General features: G+C 74.2%; 14 protein-coding genes and 1 pseudogene. 5 read left to right on the top strand and 10 right to left on the bottom strand.

The annotated features are described in order from the left end of the window. The first annotated feature begins 101 nt into the window (after positions 1-101). Both E1300_RS15775 and E1300_RS15770 read left to right on the top strand, forming a co-directional pair. Complete coding sequence (locus tag E1300_RS15775; protein ID WP_131757746.1) at positions 102-1472, top strand: cytochrome P450; 1371 nt, start codon at positions 102-104, stop codon at positions 1470-1472. Continuing rightward, positions 1469-2278 carry an SDR family oxidoreductase gene (locus E1300_RS15770; RefSeq protein WP_131757745.1) on the top strand — a complete coding sequence of 270 codons (810 nt, stop codon included), beginning with the start codon at positions 1469-1471 and terminating at the stop codon, positions 2276-2278. The genes E1300_RS15775 and E1300_RS15770 overlap by 4 nt, the downstream gene beginning before the upstream one ends. Here E1300_RS15770 and E1300_RS15765 read toward each other — a convergent pair. Further along, the gene (locus tag E1300_RS15765) at positions 2248-3132 is read right to left on the bottom strand and encodes an oxygenase MpaB family protein (protein WP_165502857.1); all 885 of its coding nucleotides are present in this window, start codon (positions 3130-3132) and stop codon (positions 2248-2250) included. The genes E1300_RS15770 and E1300_RS15765 overlap by 31 nt on opposite strands. Before the next feature lie 113 nt (positions 3133-3245). Here E1300_RS15765 and E1300_RS15760 point away from each other — a divergent pair, with 113 nt between their 5' ends. Both E1300_RS15760 and E1300_RS15755 read left to right on the top strand, forming a co-directional pair. Continuing rightward, positions 3246-3956 (top strand): TetR/AcrR family transcriptional regulator, encoded by a 711-nt coding sequence (locus E1300_RS15760; protein WP_242619170.1) that lies wholly within the window; start codon positions 3246-3248, stop codon positions 3954-3956. 77 nt (positions 3957-4033) lie between these two features. After that, positions 4034-5515: a carboxylesterase/lipase family protein gene (locus E1300_RS15755; RefSeq protein WP_131757743.1), complete on the top strand. Its 1482-nt coding sequence runs from the start codon at positions 4034-4036 to the stop codon at positions 5513-5515. A 34-nt stretch (positions 5516-5549) separates the two neighbouring features. Here the strand turns inward: E1300_RS15755 and lhgD are convergent, their stop codons facing one another. From lhgD to hisN, 3 genes are all read right to left on the bottom strand, one after another. Beyond that, the gene (lhgD, locus tag E1300_RS15750; protein WP_165502856.1) at positions 5550-6737 is read right to left on the bottom strand and encodes an L-2-hydroxyglutarate dehydrogenase; all 1188 of its coding nucleotides are present in this window, start codon (positions 6735-6737) and stop codon (positions 5550-5552) included. Positions 6738-6838: 101 nt separating this feature from the next. Next, positions 6839-7030, bottom strand: a complete 192-nt coding sequence (locus tag E1300_RS15745) for a tail-anchor membrane protein (protein WP_131757742.1) — start codon at positions 7028-7030, stop codon at positions 6839-6841. 137 nt (positions 7031-7167) lie between these two features. After that, on the bottom strand, positions 7168-7971 hold the full coding sequence (gene hisN, locus E1300_RS15740; RefSeq protein WP_131757741.1) for a histidinol-phosphatase: 804 nt from the start codon (positions 7969-7971) through the stop codon (positions 7168-7170). A 124-nt stretch (positions 7972-8095) separates the two neighbouring features. On the opposite strand from hisN, the gene E1300_RS15735 reads away from it, so the two are divergent. Continuing rightward, entirely contained in the window at positions 8096-8965 is an 870-nt protein-coding gene (locus E1300_RS15735; RefSeq protein WP_131757740.1) for a hypothetical protein, read from the top strand. A 6-nt stretch (positions 8966-8971) separates the two neighbouring features. Here the strand turns inward: E1300_RS15735 and E1300_RS15730 are convergent, their stop codons facing one another. The 6 genes and pseudogenes from E1300_RS15730 to E1300_RS15705 form a co-directional block, all read right to left on the bottom strand. Continuing rightward, on the bottom strand, positions 8972-10480 hold the full coding sequence (locus tag E1300_RS15730; protein WP_131757739.1) for an FAD-binding oxidoreductase: 1509 nt from the start codon (positions 10478-10480) through the stop codon (positions 8972-8974). A gap of 544 nt (positions 10481-11024) precedes the next feature. Then, positions 11025-12026 (bottom strand): annotated as a pseudogene (gene rsgA / locus E1300_RS15725) (ribosome small subunit-dependent GTPase A); the annotation flags it as partial. Between the two features lie 17 nt (positions 12027-12043). Next, the gene (gene aroA, locus E1300_RS15720; protein WP_131757738.1) at positions 12044-13318 is read right to left on the bottom strand and encodes a 3-phosphoshikimate 1-carboxyvinyltransferase; all 1275 of its coding nucleotides are present in this window, start codon (positions 13316-13318) and stop codon (positions 12044-12046) included. Between the two features lie 113 nt (positions 13319-13431). After that, positions 13432-14799, bottom strand: coding sequence for a CHRD domain-containing protein (locus tag E1300_RS15715; RefSeq protein ID WP_131757737.1), 1368 nt, complete (start codon positions 14797-14799; stop codon positions 13432-13434). A gap of 215 nt (positions 14800-15014) precedes the next feature. Beyond that, positions 15015-15938, bottom strand: coding sequence for an anti-sigma factor family protein (locus tag E1300_RS53420; protein ID WP_131757736.1), 924 nt, complete (start codon positions 15936-15938; stop codon positions 15015-15017). Beyond that, the gene (locus tag E1300_RS15705) at positions 15935-16537 is read right to left on the bottom strand and encodes a sigma-70 family RNA polymerase sigma factor (RefSeq protein WP_131757735.1); all 603 of its coding nucleotides are present in this window, start codon (positions 16535-16537) and stop codon (positions 15935-15937) included. Before E1300_RS15705 ends, E1300_RS53420 begins: the two co-directional genes overlap by 4 nt. Positions 16538-16555 lie beyond the last annotated feature (18 nt).

The raw sequence follows: 16555 nt of genomic DNA, 5'->3' as shown, positions 1-16555 counted from the left end.
CTGGACTTACGGGCGCTCCCTGCGTTACAACAAAGCGACAGATTCCGCTCATTTGTTGCGCGTCCGGCCGGATCACGCCGGGCCGGGCGTCCGGAGGGTCCATGACGAGCGTCCTCGCGCCGCCGCCGGAGGGCAGCGGCCTCAAAGCGGTCCCCGGCGTGCCCGGCGTCCCCTACATCGGCAACACCCTCGCCGTGATGCGGCGGCCGTTCGAGGTGGCCCGCGAGCGCTACGAGAAGTACGGCCCGGTCGCCTGGGGGTGGCTGCTCGGGCAGCGGACCGTGACCGTGCAGGGCCCGGAGGCCGCCGAGGCCGTGCTGGTCAACCGCGACAAGGCGTTCGCGAACGGCCCCGCGTGGAGCTACTTCATCGGGCCGTTCTTCTACCGCGGCATCATGCTGCTCGACTTCGACGAGCACCTGCACCACCGGCGCATCATGCAGCAGGCGTTCACGCGCAAGCGGCTGCACGCCTACATGGAGGCGATGGCGCCCGGCATCGTCCAGGGCCTGGACGCCTGGGAGCCCAGGCGGGACTTCAAGGTCTACGACCACGTCAAGCAGCTCACGCTCGACCTCGCCACCGACGTGTTCATGGGCGTCGAGCTGGACGGGGCGGAGCGCGACCGCGTCAACGGCGCGTTCATCGACGCCGTCCGCGCCGGGACGGCCTACGTGCGCTTCCCCGTGCCCGGGCTGCGCTGGCACCGCGGCCTCCAGGCCCGCAAGGTGCTGGAGGAGTTCTTCTACCGGCACCTGCCCGCCAAGCGCCGCGACGGCGGCGACGACCTGTTCGCCGCGCTCTGCGCGGCCGAGACCGACGACGGCCACCGGTTCACCGACGAGGACGTCGTCAACCACATGATCTTCGCGCTGATGGCGGCGCACGACACGACCACGATCACGCTGACCACGATGGCGTACTACCTGGCCAAGTTCCCGGAGTGGCAGGAGCGGCTCCGGGACGAGTCGCTCGCCCTCGCCGCGCGGCGCGGCGGGCCCGGCCTCGACTACGCCGACCTGGACGAGCTGACCGGCATCGACATGGTGATGAAGGAGGCGCTGCGGATGGTGGCGCCCGTCCCGGCGCTGCCCCGCAAGGTCGTCAAGGACACCTCGATCCTCGGCTTCCACATCCCCGAGGGCACCACCGTGGTCGTCCCGACGCTCACCAACCACCACATGGCCGAGTGGTGGCCGGACCCCGAGCGGTTCGACCCGGAGCGGTTCGGCCCGGAACGCCGCGAGGACAAGGTCCACAAGTACGCGTGGTCGCCGTTCGGCGGCGGCGCGCACAAGTGCATCGGCATGTACTTCGCCGGTATGCAGGTGAAGTCGATCCTGCACCAGGTGCTCCAGCGGTATCGGTGGAGCGTGCCCGCGCGCTACGAGTGGCCGCTGGACACGACCTCACTGCCCTCGCCCAAGGACGGGTTGCCCGTCCGGCTCGACAGTCTGGAGGAAGGCCGATGAGCAAGGTCGTCGCGATCACCGGTGCCGCGCGCGGCATCGGGCTGGCCACCGCCGGCGCGCTCAAGGCGCGCGGCGCCACCGTCGTGATCGGCGACATCGACGAGGGCGCGGCCAAGGACGCGGCGGACGTCCTGGGCGTCGTCTCGTTCGCCGTGGACGTGACCTCGCGCGAGTCGTTCGCGGCGTTCCTGGCCAAGGTCGAGGAGTCGGCGGGGCGGCTGGACGTCCTGATCAACAACGCCGGGATCATGCCGATCGGGCCGGTGACGGGGGAGAGCGACGCCGACGCGCGCCGCTGCCTGGACATCAACGTGCACGGGGTGATGCTGGGCACCAAGCTCGCCCTGGACCGGATGCTGCCGCGCGGCCGGGGCCACGTGATCAACGTCGCGTCGGTGGCCGGGGTCATGCCGACGCCGGGCCTGGCCCTCTACAACGCCAGCAAGGCCGCCGTGGTGGCGTTCACCGAGGCGGCGCGGCTGGAGGTCCGCGACCGCGGCGTGCACGTCAGCGCCGTGCTGCCGACGTTCACCAACACCGATCTGGTGGCCGGGACGCGCAGCCCCAAGGGCCAGCGCAACTGCGAGCCCGAGGAGATCGCTGCCGCGATCGTCGACCTGATCGCCCGCCCGCGCCCGCAGGTCGTGGTGCCCAAGCGGCTCGGCGCGCAGATCCGGCTGGGCGCGCTGTTCCCCGACGTCCTCAAGCGGGCCGTCGCCCGCCGGTACGGGCTCGACACCCTCTTCCTGGACTACGACCCCGAAGCGAGGAAGGGCTACGACGCCCGCATCCGATCCGGGTCCTGACCGTCCCGGGCGGCGGCGGCGCGGGTGGCGGTGCGGGCGCGGCGGGCCTGGGGCAGGTAGCGGACGGCCTCCGGCAGCAGCGGCCACAGCCGGTTCCCGGCGCGGACGGCCGCCGCGAACCGCCGGTACCGGCGCTCGTCGGCGGCGCTCCACGGCAGGTCGAGCAGCTCCCGCATCCGGGGGTGCAGGCCGCCGACGGTGATGAACCGGGCCACGGCGTTCAGCGGCGGCGACACCGCGCGCCACAGCCGCGCCGGGACCTTGGGCGGCGCGGGCAGGCCCTTCGTGACGTAGCCGACGCCGTACCGGGCGGTCCTGTGCGCGACGATCTCCTCGTCGAGCATCCGCTTCCAGTACGCCTGGAACGCCTCCCAGTCCTCCGGCATCGCCCGGTCGCTCACCCCGTACATCCGGAACCAGGTCTTCGACTCGTCGTAGATCCGGCGCTTCTCCGCCTCGTCCAAGGGGCGGATGAAGGTCTCGATGCCGTACAGCATGTGGTCGAGGAAGGTGGCGTGCGCCCAGTAATAGGTCTCGGGGTCGAGTGCGTGGTAGCGGGAGCCGTCCGGCATCGTCCCCTTGATGTCGCGGTGGTAGTCGCGGACCTTCCGACCGGTCTCCGCCGAGCGCTCCCCGCCGTACACGGTGTCGAGAATCGGCCCGGCGGACCGCTTGAGCCGCGCGAACGTCTCCGAGAAGAACACCGAGTGGTCGAGGACGCCCTGGCCGAGCGCCGGGAGCATGTTCTGCAGCACCGCCGCCCGCGGCCCGACGAGCAGCATCCGGGTGTCGCCGAAGTACCGCCAGGTCAGCGACCCGGGACCGAGCGGGGTGGGGCCGGGCTCGTCCGTCATGTGCACCGCCGTGGAAGCAAGCGAAAGAACAGATCTACGATTATTGTAGCTGTGTTGCATCCGCACGCCCGACTCCCGGTTCCGCACGGTTCCCGCACGGTTAAGGTGCCGCTATGACGATGGACGCGACCCAGGCGGGCGGGCTGCTGGCCCGGCTCTCGCTGGGGGCCGAGGACGCCGACGGCCTGGACACCCGCATCCTGGACGCCGCGCTCGCCGAGTTTGAGACCTACGGGCTGCGCCGCGTCAGCGTCGAGGACGTCGCCAAGCGCGCCGGCGTCGCCCGCACGACGATCTACCGGCGCTTCACCAACAAGGAGCAGCTCCTCCAGGCGGTGATCCTGCGGGAGGTCCGCCGCTTCCTCACCGCGATCGCCGAGGCCACCGAGAACCTCGCGTCGCCGGAGGACGCCGTCGTCGAGGGGTTCGTGGCCGGGTTGCAGAGCGCCCGCGCGCACCCGCTGCTCGCGCGCGTCGTGGAGAGCGAGCCCGAGGCGTTCCTGCCGCAGCTCAGCATGAACGGCGGCGCGGTCATGCTCGCCGCCCGCGACATCCTCGCCGACCGGCTCCACCGCGCCCGTCCCGCCGCCGCGGGCGACGCCGCCACCGTCGCGGAGGTCCTGCTGCGCGTCGCCGTGTCGCTGCTGCTCGTCCCGGGCGGCGGGCTCGCGCTGGACGGCGAGGACGCCATCCGCGCGTTCGCCCGCGGCTACCTGACCCGGATGCTCACCCCGGCGCCAGAGCCGGGAACGGGCCCGGGAGCGGCATCGGGAGCGGCGGCGAGGGCGGCGGGGACGGAGCCCGACGGGGCCACCGGCAACTGACGCCGGGCGCGTTCCGACGGGCCGCCGCGTCCCGTACGCTCTCTGATGTCGAATCGAGTTCTAGAATCGGAGGCGGCATGGAGGCGGTCGTTCGCACCGCGTACGGGCGGGTCCGCGGCACCACGCGGGACGGCGTCACCGCCTACCTGGGCATTCCCTACGCCGCGCCCCCGTTCGGCGCGAACCGGTTCCGCCCGCCGGAGCCCCCGGAGCCCTGGGACGGCGTCCGCGACGCCGTCGAGTACGGCCCGACCGCGCCCAAGCCCGGCTACCCGCGCCCCTACGACCGGCTCCTGCCCGATCCCGACATCCCGGGCGAGGACTGCCTGAACCTGAACATCTGGACGCCCGCCGGCGCCGACGCGGCGTCCGGCCTGCCGGTCATGGTGTGGATTCACGGCGGCGCGTTCCGCAACGGGTCCGGCGCCGTCGGCGTCTACGAGGGCCGCAACTTCGCCCGCGACGGCGCCGTCTGCGTCACGATCAACTACCGGCTCGGCGTGGAGGGCTTCGCGCACCTGCCCGGCGCCCCCGCGAACCGGGGGCTGCTCGACCAGATCGCCGCGCTGGAGTGGGTCCGCGACAACATCGCGGGCTTCGGCGGCGACCCGGACCGGGTCACGGTCTTCGGCGAGTCCGCGGGCGGGATGAGCGTCACCACGCTGCTGTCCCTCGACCTCGGCCTGTTCGGGCGGGCCATCGCGCAGAGCGGCGCCGGGAGCGTCGCCCAGGACCCGGACGACGCCCTGCTCGTCACCCGCGAGATGGCGGCGCGGCTCGGCGTGGAGCCGACCGCCGAGGGCTTCGCCGCGCTCGACCCCGCCGCGATCGTGCCGGTGCAGGCCGCCGTCGCCGCCGAGGTCGCCGCGCTCCCCGACCCCGGCCGCTGGGGCGCCACCACCGCCGCGGGCGCGATGTCGCTGACCCCCGTCCTGGACGGCGAGCTGCTCGCCCGGCGCCCCGAGGACGCGCTGCGCGACGGCGCCGGACGCGACGTGGACCTCCTGCTCGGCTACACCTCCGAGGAGTTCCGGCTGTTCCTGATGCCGTCCGGCCTCGCGGGCGCCCTCACCCACGACTTCATCGGCGCGGTGACCGCCGGGATGGGCGTCCCGTCGGCGATCGCGTCCGCCTACCGCGACCGGCACCCCGAGATGTCCGCGGGCGAGCTGCTCGCGGCGATCATCACCGACAGCATCTTCCGTATCCCCGCGAACCGCGCCGCCGACGCGCACGCCGCCGCCGGCGGCACCGGCGGGACCTGGATGTACGAGTTCGGCTGGCGGTCCCCGAACCACGACCTCGGCGCCTGCCACGCCCTGGAGCTGGGGTTCGTCTTCGACAACCTGGGCGACGAGGCGAAAGAGCTGGCCGGGCCCAACCCGCCGCAGGCCCTCGCGGACGCCATGCACCGCGCCTGGATCGCCTTCGCGGCGGACGGCGACCCCGGCTGGCCGCGGTTCGACCCGTCCGCGCGGGCCGTCAAGCTGTTCGACGGCGCCGCCGACGAGGTCGTCAACGACCCGCGCGGCGACGACCGCAAGCTCTGGTACAGCTGAGCCTGGGAGCCGGTCAGATCGCCGGGGGAGCCGGTCAGATCCGGTCGGTGACGTACTCGGCGATCGCCAGGGACGAGGTCGCGGCGGGCGACGGGGCGTTGCGGACGGTCACCACCGGGCCGACTCGCCCGATGCGGAAGTCGTCCACGAGGGAGCCGTCCGGGTCCACCGCCTGGGCCCGGACACCGGCGGGGGCGGGGACGACGTCGTCCACCCGCAGGTCGGGCACGAAGGCCCGCGCCTCGGCGACGTAGGCCCTCCGGACCGCCGACCCGTACAGCTCCTTGACGCCCGTCCGCCAGTGCCGCCGCGCCATGTGGCGGAACCCGGGCCAGCGCAGCGTCTCCCACAGGTCGGCCGGACGGACGTCGCGCCACCGGTACCCCTCCCGGGCCAGGGCCAGGACGGCGTTCGGGCCGACGTCGACACCGCCGTCCACGCGCCGGGTGAAGTGCACGCCGAGGAACGGGTACCGCGGGTCGGGCACCGGGTAGATCAGGCCGCGGACCAGGTCCGTCCGCTCGGGGACGAGCCGGTAGTACTCGCCGCGGAACGGGATGATCGCGGGCGCGGGGGCGTCGCCCGCCAGCCGCGCGACCCGGTCGGACTGGAGCCCGGCGCACACCACCAGCCGGTCGAAGACCAGCTCCTCCTCCGGCGAGGCGACCCGGACCCGGTCGCCGGCCCGTCCCAGCCGGACGACCTCGAAGCCGAGCCGCACCTCGCCGCCGCCGTCCCGCACGTCCGCGGCGAACGCGCGGGCCACCGCGGGGAAGTCGACGATCGCGGTCGTGGGGGAGTGCAGCGCCGCCACCCCGGCGGCGTGCGGCTCGATCTCGCGCAGCCCGCCCGCGTCCAGCCGCCGCAGCCCCGGCACCCCGTTGGCGGTGGCGCGCCGCTCGATCTCCGCGAGCGGCCCGAGCTCGGACGCGTCGCGCGCGACCACGACCTTGCCGCACTCCTCGTAGGGAAGGCCGCGGTCGGCGCAGTACTCCTTCAGCAGCCCGATGCCGCGGCGGCACAGCGTCGCCTTCAGCGAGCCCGGTGCGTAGTACAGGCCCGCGTGCGCGACGCCGCTGTTGTGCCCCGTCTGGTGCGCGGCGACCCGGTCCTCCTTCTCCAGGACCGTCACCGCTGCGTCCGGCCGCGTCTCGGCGAGCCGCCGCGCGATCGCCAGCCCGAGTATCCCGGCCCCCACCACGCCGATCCGTGTCTGCGTCACGCCCGCACCCTACGGGCCGGGCGCCCGGCGGGGCACCGGGGCCCCGCCACCCCGCCGGAGCCGGTCGTCCCGGCTCCCGGACGGCTCAGCTGCCGAGCGGTTCAGCTGCCCAGGCGCTTGCGGCCCTGCGCCCGCACCCGGCGGCGCTGGGACGGGTCGAGCATCAGGTAGCCGACGAGCGGCGCCCCGATGACGCCGAGGATGATCAGCGCGCTCAGCCACCAGGGGAAGACGAACAGGGTCAGGAAGCCGACGACGACGCCGCCGATGACGAGTTTGGTCTGGGTCGACATCTTCTACCTCCGATACGGGCCGCCCATCATGTCAACGGCCGTCCGGCGACCGCTGTTCCACGATATGTCGCGAGTCACCCCGGAAGCCAGGACGATCGACCCCTGGTCATTCCCTGACAGGGTTCGATCGGGGACGCTCAGATGCGCAGCGAGAGCTGGCCGCCGCCGAGCGTGCGCAGGACCTCCGCGTGCAGCTTGCCGTTCGTGCACAGGACGCTGCCGCCGTCCGGCCCGGGAACGCCGGACAGGTCGGTGAACATCCCGCCGGCCTCCTCGACGATCACCTGGAGCGGGGCCAGGTCCCACAGCGAGACCTCCGGCTCGGTCGAGATGTCGACCACGCCCTCCGCGACCATCATGTGCGACCAGAAGTCGCCGAACGCCCGCGTCCGCCACACCGAGCGGGACAGCTCCAGGAACCGGTCGAGCCGTCCCTGCTCCTCCCAGCCGCCCAGGCTGGAGAACGACAGCGACGCGTCCGACAGGTCCGTCACCGACGACACGCTCATCCGCGTGGCGCGGGTCAGGCTGCGGCCCGTCCAGGCGCCGCCGCCGCGCGCCGCCCACCAGCGGCGGGTCAGCGCGGGCGCCGACACGACGCCCACCACGATCTCGTCGTTCTCCATCAGCGCGATCAGCGTCGCCCACACCGGGACGCCGCGGACGAAGTTCTTCGTGGCGTCGATCGGGTCGATGATCCAGCAGCGGTTGCCGTACCCGGTCCGGCCGTACTCCTCGCCGAGCACCGCGTCCCGCGGCCGGGCGCGCTTCAGCGTGCCGCGGATCTGCTCCTCCACGCTGCGGTCGGCGTCGCTGACCGGCGTCAGGTCCGGCTTGGTCTCGATGTCCAGATCGAGCGCGCGGAAGCGCCTGGTCGTGATGTCGTCGGCCCCGTCCGCCAGCACGTGCGCGAGACGGAGGTCATCGGAATAGCCCGCCACGGCGTGCCACGCTACCGCGATCACGCCGCGCGCCGACACACTTACCCGGGCCGTTACCCCTTTTCGGCCGCCCCGCGGGGCGCGCCGGGCGGTGCCGGGGCCCCGCGAGTGGCAGCATGGGCGCATGGCGCACGACCTTCCCGGGTGGGTGGCCGAGCTGACCGACCCACGCCGGGCGCAGACGCTCGACGAGCTCGCCGACCGGCTCGTCCCCCTGGCCGAGCACGCCATCGATGTGTCCCGTCGATTGCAGGCGCAGCTCAACGAGCTCAACGACCCGTTCAAGCGCGACGCGCTCTACGGGCGCGTCGAACGGCTCAAGGCCCGCGCGGGCGAGGCCCTGGAGGAGATCACGGCGGAGATCGCCGCCTCCGGGGAGGAGCGGATCGAGCGGGTCTGGGCCGACTGGGCCGAGCGCGCCGGGCCGGACGACCGCGCCGCCCGCGAGCAGGAGCTGCGGCGCCGGCTCGACAGCGACGTCGTCCCGGCGCTGACCAAGCAGCAGCAGGACGTGGCCGAACGCGTCGCCGGGCGCACCTCCGCGGCCCTGGAGGAGGCGACGCAGACGCTGCTGACCCGCGTCGAGGAGCTGGCCAAGGCGGTCACGGACCTGATCCACGACGTGCTCCCGCTGGCCCGCGAGGGCCTGTCGCTCGCCAGCCGCATCTCCACCCTGTCCAGCCACGCCCGCAAGGCCGGCCGCGGCCCCATCCCGGAGGAGCTGAAGGACGCGGGCGCGCAGACGGCCCGGGCCTTCGACGAGGCCGTCGCCCGCCTCGAACTGGAGTGGGCCGCGCTCGGCGCCCGCTCCGCGAGCGTCCGCGCCGCCCTGCGCGGCGCGGAGGAGAGCGCGTTCAGCCAGGTCACCGAGGAGATGACCCGCTGCGTGGAGGAGCTCGCCCCCGAACACGTCAAGGCCCTGAACGAGGCCGAGGAACGGGCCCGCTCCCTGTTCGACCGCCCCCCTCACGAAGACGGAGCCCCCGCCGACTGAGCGGGGCTAGGCGATCGCCTGGGGAAAGGTGAACAGCCTGCCGGGATCGTAGGCGGCCTTCACCTTCCTGAGCCGGTCCAGGTTGGGGCCGTAGTAGGCCCGCGCCCACCCGGCCAGCTCGTGGTCGACGTAGTTGACGTAGGCGCTGCCGCCCAGGTGCGGCTCCATCGCCGCGTGCGTCGCCCGCAGCCACCCCGCGTCCGGTGCCAGGTACTGGACGCAGAACAGCGCCCGCCGGTGCGGGAACGCGGTGGCGTCGGGCCGCACCCGCTGGATCGCGCCGCCCATCGCGTCCATCAGCACGGACCGGTCGGCGACGCCGTTGCCCTCCTCGAAACGCCGCAGCAAAGCACTGATCGCGTCGTCCGGCAGCGGCCGGTACGCGATATGGGACTTCCCGTCGTAATTCGTGCGGGGAAAGCTCCCGGCCGGCTTCTGCCCCGGAAGCGAGCCCTGACCGTGGCACTGCTCGACGGTGCGCCCGCTGCAACCCCCCATGAACAGCATCGCGTCCATGTAAGGGCGGCTCCGCGAACTGGACGTGGCCGGGTCGGCGCCCACGGCGGCGGTGAGGGACTCGATATGGCGGGCCGCGTCCGCCAGCGCGAACCCGGAGACCTCCACGCTCGGCGTCCCGTCGGCGGGCTGGGAGTTGAGCTGGAGGCTCGTCCACACCTCGTCCGGCGCGGACGGTGCCCAGCGCTGCCACCCGCGGACCACCCGGGCCGCCTGCCCCCACGGCCAGCGCATCGAGAACGGGGTCGCGTCGTCCGTCCCGTGCGTGCGGTACGTGAACGACACCGCCACCCCGAAGTTGCCGCCGCCCCCACCCCGGCACGCCCAGTAGAGATCGGCGTCGCGCCGCGCGTCGCAGGTCAGCCGCCGCCCGTCCGCCGTGACGACGTCGACGGACTCCAGCACGTCGCAGGTCAGCCCGTACGCGCGGGACGTCACGCCGAGCCCGCCGCCGAGCGTCAGCCCCGCCGCCCCCACCGTGGGGCAGCTCCCCGCCGGGACGGTCACGCCGTCCCGGGCCAGCCGGTCGTAGAGATCGACCAGCCGCGTCCCCGCCCCCACCGTGGCGCGGTCGCCGTCGCGCGCGACCTCGTCCATGGGGGAGACGTCGATGACGAGCCCCTTCCCGGTGGACCAGCCGGCGTAGTTGTGGCCGCCACACCGCACCGCCACGGGCATCCTCTGGCGGGCGGCGAACAGCACGCACTCGGACACGTCCGCCGGAGACGCGCAGTAGGCGATGCCCAGCGGACGGACATCGTCGTACTTCGGGATGTAGAGCCGCTTGGCGTCGTCATAGGACGCGTCACTCGGACGGACCAGCCGCCCCTCCAGCCCCGCGGCGAGCGCGTTCCAATCAGCGGGCCCAGTAGGCCGCGCCGAGGACCGCGCCGCCGTGGACGCACCCCCCGTGCGAGACGGCGGATCCCCATCGTCCGAGCACCCAGCCGCAGCGAACGCCCCGAGCACAACCCCCTTGAGCACCGTCCGCCGTTCCATGCGGCTATCTTCACGCAGATCCGTTACGGCCGCTGTACTTATGCGCCCCCGGAAGCCTCTAGGCACCCCGGCCCAGGGGCCTCGCCTGGCGGCGGCGTTCTCGCAACCCCGGCCCAGGGAGCCTCGCCTGGTGGCGGTGTTCTCGCAAACCCCGGCCCGGGGGCTCGCCTGGCGGCGGTGTTCTCGCAATCCCGGCCCGAGGAGCCTCGCCTGGTGGCTCGCCTCCTGACCGTGCTTGTGCGGACGCTGCATCGCTTCGCGATCTTCGCGAGGAGGCTCGCCTCCCCGCGTCGCCAACGCGCTCGCGTGCGGGCCGGGCCGATTCGCTTCAGTCCCGGCGTTCGGGCCGGTCCGTCGTCTACGACGCCCCGTCCGCCTCGCGGTCGGCCTCGACATTGACGTCGGAATCGGCCTCGGGGTCGGCCTCTCGGTCGGCTTCGGGATCGCTCCTGCGGTCGGTCTCGCGGTCGGTCTCGGGAGCGGTCTCCTGGTCGGCGTCCTGGTCGGCTTCGGGGGCTTGGTCGCGGGCGGGGTCGGGGTCGCGGTCGGTGCCTTCGCGGCTGGACAGGAGGCGGCGGAGGGAGTCCAGGCGGGCGCGGCTCGCGTGGCCCTCGGCGACCCACTCGTCCAGGCCGCAGTCCTCCTGGAAGTGGTCGCAGTGCGGCGGGCAGCGCTCGGCGGCGCCCTCGGCGAGGTCCTCGAACGCGTTGATCACGTTCTCCGGCTTGACGTGCGCCAGCCCGAAGCTGCGGACGCCCGGCGTGTCGATGATCCAGCCGGCGCCGTCCGGGAGCTCCAGCGCGAGCGCCGACGACGAGGTGTGCCGGCCGCGGCCGGTGACCGCGTTGACGTGGCTGACGGCGCGCTCGGCGTCCGGGACGAGGGCGTTGACCAGCGTCGACTTGCCGACGCCCGAGTGCCCGACCAGCACGCTCGTGTGGCCGGAGAGGTAGCCTCGCAGCTCGTCGAGGTCGCCGCCGCGGCGCGTCACCACGTACGGGACGCCGAGCGGCGCGTACTCGGCGACCAGGTCGGCGGGGTCGGCGAGGTCGGCCTTGGTGAGGCAGAGGACGGGGTCCATGCCGGCGTCGTAGGCCGCCACGAGCTGCCGGTCGATCATGCGGGGGCGCGGTTCCGGGTCGGCCAGCGCCGTGACGATCACGAGCCGGTCGGCGTTCGCGACGATGATCCGCTCGAACGGGTCGGTGTCGTCGGCGGTGCGGCGCAGCGACGACGTCCGCGGCTCGACGCGGACGATCCGGGCGAGGGTGTCCTGGTCGCCCGAGGTGTCCCCGACGAGCGCCACCCGGTCGCCGACGACGACGCCCTTGCGGCCGAGCTCGCGGGCCCGCATCGCGGTGACCGGGCGCTCGCCGGCGGTCCCGGCGTCCACCAGGACGCGGTAGCGGCCCCGGTCGACCGCGGTGACGAACCCGGGGACCGCGTCGTCGTGCGCGGGGCGGCGGCGGGTGCGCGGGCGCGACCCGCGGCGGCCGGGCCGCACCCGGACGTCGTCCTCGTCGTAGTCCCGTACTCGGCGTGCCAGTGGTCCAACCCCTGTCCTCAGGCGGGCGCGAGCATCGACGCCCACAAGTCCGCGAAACCTGGAAGTGTCTTGCCCACCGTGGCGGGGTTCTCCACCTCGACGCCCGGGACGGCGAGGCCGAGCACGGCCGCGGCCATCACCATGCGGTGGTCGTCGTAGGTGTGGAAGACGCCGCCGTGCAGGGGCCTCGGCCGGATCTCCAGGCCGTCCGCCAGCTCCCGGGCGTCCCCGCCGAGCCCGTTGATCTCGGCGACGAGCGCCGCGAGCCGGTCGGTCTCGTGGCCGCGCAGGTGGGCGATGCCGGTCAGCCGGGACGGGGACCCGGCGAGGGCGGCGAGGGCGGCGAGGACCGGCGTCAGCTCGCCCACCTCGTGGAGGTCGGCCTCCAGGCCGGCGAAGCCGCCCGCGTCGCCGCGCACGGTCAGCCCGTCCGGGCCGAGGTCCACGCCGGCGCCCATGGCGGCGAGCAGGCCGCGCAGCGCGTCGCCCGGCTGGGTCGTGTCGGACGGCCAGCCGGGCACGGTGACCCGGCCGCCGGTGACCAGCGCGGCGCCGAGGAACTGGGCCGCGTTGGACAGGTCGGGCTCGATGGCCCGCTCGCCGCCGCGCAGCGGACCCGGCGCGACGTGCCACGTGTTCTCGTCCGTCTCGACGGTCGCGCCCGCCTCGCGCAGCATGCGGACGGTCATCGCCAGGTGCGGCGCCGACGGCACCGGCGGGCCCTCGTGCCGGACCTCGACGCCCTTCTCGAAGCGCGGCGCGGCCAGCAGCAGCCCCGACACGAGCTGGGACGACCCGGACGCGTCGATCACGACGGACCCGCCCGGCACCGTGCCCGCGCCGCGGACCGCGAAGGGGAGCGCGCCGCGGCCGCCGTCGTCGATGTCCGCGCCGAGCGCCCGCAGCGCCGCGATGATCGGGCCCATCGGCCGCTCGCGGGCGCGCGGGTCGCCGTCGATCGCGACCTCCCCGGACGCGAGCGCCGCGACCGGGGGCAGGAACCGCATCACCGTGCCCGCGAGGCCGACGTCCACCCGGGCGGGGCCGCGCAGCTCGCCGGGCCGGACCCGCCAGTCGCCCGCGTCCTCCTCGATGCCGGTGCCGAGGGCGCGGAGCGCGCCGGCCATCAGCTCGGTGTCCCTGCTGCGCAGGGGACGGGTCACGCGAACCGGTTCCTCGGCCAGGGCCGCGAGGATCAGTGCCCGGTTCGTCATCGACTTCGAGCCGGGCAGCGGCACCGTGGCGTCGACCGGGGCGTGCGCGACCGGGGCCGGCCAGTGCTGAGAGGACATGCGTCCAAGGTTATCGGGCGCGTCCGGGGCGGTGCGGGCCGGAACGCGCGGGCGCCCGCCGCACGTTGTGGACCCTCACGTGCGGCGGGCGCGGCCTTCCTGCGGCCGGGGGATCAGCCGAGGAAGACGTAGTCGGCCCGGTAGGGGACCTTCGCGAGGGGCCGCGCGGCCGGGTCGCAGGCGCCGGCGGGGGCGACGCCGCCGACCGTGTTCAGGCGCAGGATCTGCGTCGTCCCGGACAGCAGCCCCGCGGGCGCGCCGGACTGCGTGGCGTCGAGGACCAGTTCGGGGATGTTGCCGGTGCCGTGCGGCGTCTTCGTCACGGCCTTGCCGGTGACGGCGCTGCCGTCAGGGGCGATCCACTGGGGCGGGCCCGCCGGACCGGGCCGCACGAACGAGTGCCGGATGCCGTCCTGCAGGAACGCGGAGACGCCCTCCTGCGTGAAGGCGTGGCCGCCGCCCTCCTGCTGGGTGCAGCGGTAGATCTGCGCGCCCACCACGACCGCCTTGGCGAACGCCCGCGGCGCCCTCCCGGACGCGGGGGCGAGCTGGCCGCGCACCGCGCCGCCGGGGAACTCGGCCGTGTGCAGGTTCGTGTAGTAGTTCGCCGGCGCGTTCATGATCCGCCGCGCGGTGGCGGGGCCCACGGGCGACATGCCCGCGAGGCCGGTCACGGTGGCCGGGAGCCCCGAGGGCGCCTCGAACAGGTCCGCGACGACCGGCCCGTTCACACCCCGAGCGCCCTGGTGGACGTGCCCGACGGTCGGCGGCGCGATCGACGACCAGGTGAAGTTCCACGACACCATCCCGTCGTGGCTGCGCGCGAGGCCGGTGGCGCGGCCGTCCGGGTCGCCGGTCTTCTTGCCGTCGGCGGCCGGGATCTCCTGCGCGCCGTCCGCGAGCGACTGGAGGGACGGCTGCGCGGAGCCGTTCAGCACCCCGTTCAGGTCCGCCGGACGGCTCAGCTTGTGCAGCTGCCCCCGGACGGCGCCGCCCGGGAACTCCCCGGTGTGCAGGTTCGCGTACAGGCCTCCCGGGTTCGTGCGGAGCTGCTCCAGCGCCGCCTTGTCGGTCACCTTGACGGTCCCCGTCACCGCGCGGGACGTGGCAGGCAGCGTCCCGGCGAAGAACGGCACCTTCACCGCGCCGTTCGTCCCGGCCGCGCCGAGGTGGATGTGGCCCGCCGTGGGCGCCGCGATGTTCGTCCAGCGCAGCGCGTACCAGAGCCGGTCGCCCTGGACGCGGATCACCGCGACCGCCGAGCCGTCCCGGTCGCCCACGGCCGGGCCGCCCTTCACCGGCACCTCGTTGCGCCCGTTCAGGCTCGCGGCGAGGAAGGTGACCTCCCCGCCGCCGACCGGCTCGTCGGCCGACGCGTGCGAGATTCCCGGCAGTCCGCCGGTCGCCGCGGCCACGCCCGCCCCCGTGGCGATGAGCGCGGCCGCCGCGACGGCGGGCATGACGAAAATGCGAACAGACATGAAATTCCCCTGGTCTCTAGGGTCGTTTCCACCTCGGCATGGTGGTGGCCTCGTGGCCCTTTCACCCAGTCGCACGGCGAGGGGTCCGCGAAGGGTTCAATAGGCGCGGATTATTTTTCTGGACCCGTCCTGGCATGCGAAAACCGCCCGGCACGGGATAATCCGTGCCGGGCGGTCGTGTTTCGCTTCAGCCGCCGATTATCGGAAGGGACGCGTCACAGCGGAATGGTGAGCAGGGTGCCGCCCTGGCCGCCGTCGATCCGCACTTCGAAACGGCTGATGTCGGCGCGCGTCAGCGCCGTGCCGCCGTGCGTGATCAGCGGCGCGGGCGAGCCGGGCACGCCGTACCCCTTGGCCGGGACCTGCCAGCCGGTGACGACGCTCCGCTCACCGGTGCGGGACACGGCCTCCAGGTGGCACCTCAGCGGGCCCTTGACCCCCCGGAGCTCCAGCCCGACGTGCGTGCCCCACGCCTTGCTCTCCAGCCCGACCACCCCGGACGCCCCCGTCGCCGGGTTCGAGGCCTGATGCCGCTCGCCCCAGATGACCAGCGCCTGGGCCGGGCCGTGCGCCGCGTGCGGATCCTCCGGAGCGGTCTTCTCGCCGCCGCTCACCGCCGACCCGATCGTCACCCCGGTGGCGAGCAGCACGGCGGCGGCGGCCGTCCCGATGATGTAGGTCCCGCGCCGGAACCGCCGCTCGGCCTCCCGCTTGCGGCGCAGCATGTCGATCACCGGCGCCGGCGGGGCGGACGGGTCCTCCGCGCCGGGGTCCGGCGGGCTGAGGGGCGAGACGTCCGCCACGGGCCCGTCGGCGTCCGGTTCCCCGGGTGCGCCCAGCCCGGGTGCGGCGAGCCCGGACGCGCCGCCGGGCGCCCGCGGGGCCGGTGCCCGGGGGACGGGAGGGACGCCGCCCGAACCGTCCCCGGAACCGCGGTCCGGTCCGCCCGAGAGGTCGTCGGCCGACTCCAGGAACGGCCCGACGCCCACCAGGGCGTCGGCCATGCCCGCCATTTGCGCGAGCTCGGCGGTGCACGATTCACATCCGGCGAGATGCGCCTCGAAGGCACGCCGGTCCTCGTCTTCGAGAAGGCCGAGCGCATAGGCGCCGACATCGGTGTGCTCGACTTGAGAGCTCATGCCGTCACGCCCCTTTCCTCCAGAGCGACGCGCAGCGCGCGCAACGCGTAGTACACGCGGGACTTGACCGTTCCCACCGGAATTCCCAGCACCTCCGCCGCCTGGTTCACCGTCCGGTCGCGCAGCACCGTCTCGGTGAGCACCTGCCGGTGGGCGGGTGAGAGCGAGGCCAGTGCCTCGGCCACCACGACCTTGTGGAGCAGGCCGTCCATCTCGTCCGCCATCGGCAGGTTCTCCAGAGGGCCGTCGCCGACCTCCGGCGGCCGCACGTCGCGATGCCGCCGGTTGTCGATCACGATACGTCGGGCGACCGTGGCGAGCCAGGGCATCAGCGAGGCCGTCCGTGCGTCCAGCCGGTCCGCGCTGCGCCAGGCCCGGATCATGGTCTCCTGGACGACGTCCTCGGCCCACTGGCGGTCACCGCCGGTCAGCCGCAGGACGAACGCGAGGAGGGGCCGATGGTACTCGCGATAGAGCTCGGCGACGATGCGGTCGTCGTCGGCGGCCGAAGCCGGCCGCGGCCGGTCGGGCGGGGCCGGTCTGCGGAACGGGTTCCGCAGGGCGCCGGTCCGGCGGCCGGTGGATCCGGGTGCTGCCATGGCCGGGCGTCTCCGTCG

Origin of the sequence: Actinomadura fibrosa (genome assembly GCF_900659615.1) — a bacterium.
In the GTDB taxonomy this organism is placed as follows: domain Bacteria; phylum Actinomycetota; class Actinomycetes; order Streptosporangiales; family Streptosporangiaceae; genus Spirillospora; species Spirillospora fibrosa.
The sequence above is the reverse complement of the archived record's forward strand: the minus strand, read 5'-3'. Positions and strand labels throughout refer to the sequence as shown.

Bases quoted from the DNA above. Each gene is read 5' to 3' on its own strand.
- E1300_RS15770 (WP_131757745.1), top strand. From the start codon at position 1,469: ATGAGCAAGGTCGTCGCGATCACCGGTGCCGCGCGCGGCATCGGGCTG.
- E1300_RS15730 (WP_131757739.1), bottom strand. From the start codon at position 10,480: ATGGAACGGCGGACGGTGCTCAAGGGGGTTGTGCTCGGGGCGTTCGCT.
- E1300_RS15715 (WP_131757737.1), bottom strand. From the start codon at position 14,799: ATGTCTGTTCGCATTTTCGTCATGCCCGCCGTCGCGGCGGCCGCGCTC.
- aroA (WP_131757738.1), bottom strand. From the start codon at position 13,318: ATGTCCTCTCAGCACTGGCCGGCCCCGGTCGCGCACGCCCCGGTCGAC.
- E1300_RS15760 (WP_242619170.1), top strand. From the start codon at position 3,246: ATGACGATGGACGCGACCCAGGCGGGCGGGCTGCTGGCCCGGCTCTCG.
- E1300_RS15775 (WP_131757746.1), top strand. From the start codon at position 102: ATGACGAGCGTCCTCGCGCCGCCGCCGGAGGGCAGCGGCCTCAAAGCG.
- E1300_RS15755 (WP_131757743.1), top strand. From the start codon at position 4,034: ATGGAGGCGGTCGTTCGCACCGCGTACGGGCGGGTCCGCGGCACCACG.
- E1300_RS53420 (WP_131757736.1), bottom strand. From the start codon at position 15,938: ATGAGCTCTCAAGTCGAGCACACCGATGTCGGCGCCTATGCGCTCGGC.
- E1300_RS15765 (WP_165502857.1), bottom strand. From the start codon at position 3,132: ATGACGGACGAGCCCGGCCCCACCCCGCTCGGTCCCGGGTCGCTGACC.
- E1300_RS15705 (WP_131757735.1), bottom strand. From the start codon at position 16,537: ATGGCAGCACCCGGATCCACCGGCCGCCGGACCGGCGCCCTGCGGAAC.
- E1300_RS15745 (WP_131757742.1), bottom strand. From the start codon at position 7,030: ATGTCGACCCAGACCAAACTCGTCATCGGCGGCGTCGTCGTCGGCTTC.
- E1300_RS15735 (WP_131757740.1), top strand. From the start codon at position 8,096: ATGGCGCACGACCTTCCCGGGTGGGTGGCCGAGCTGACCGACCCACGC.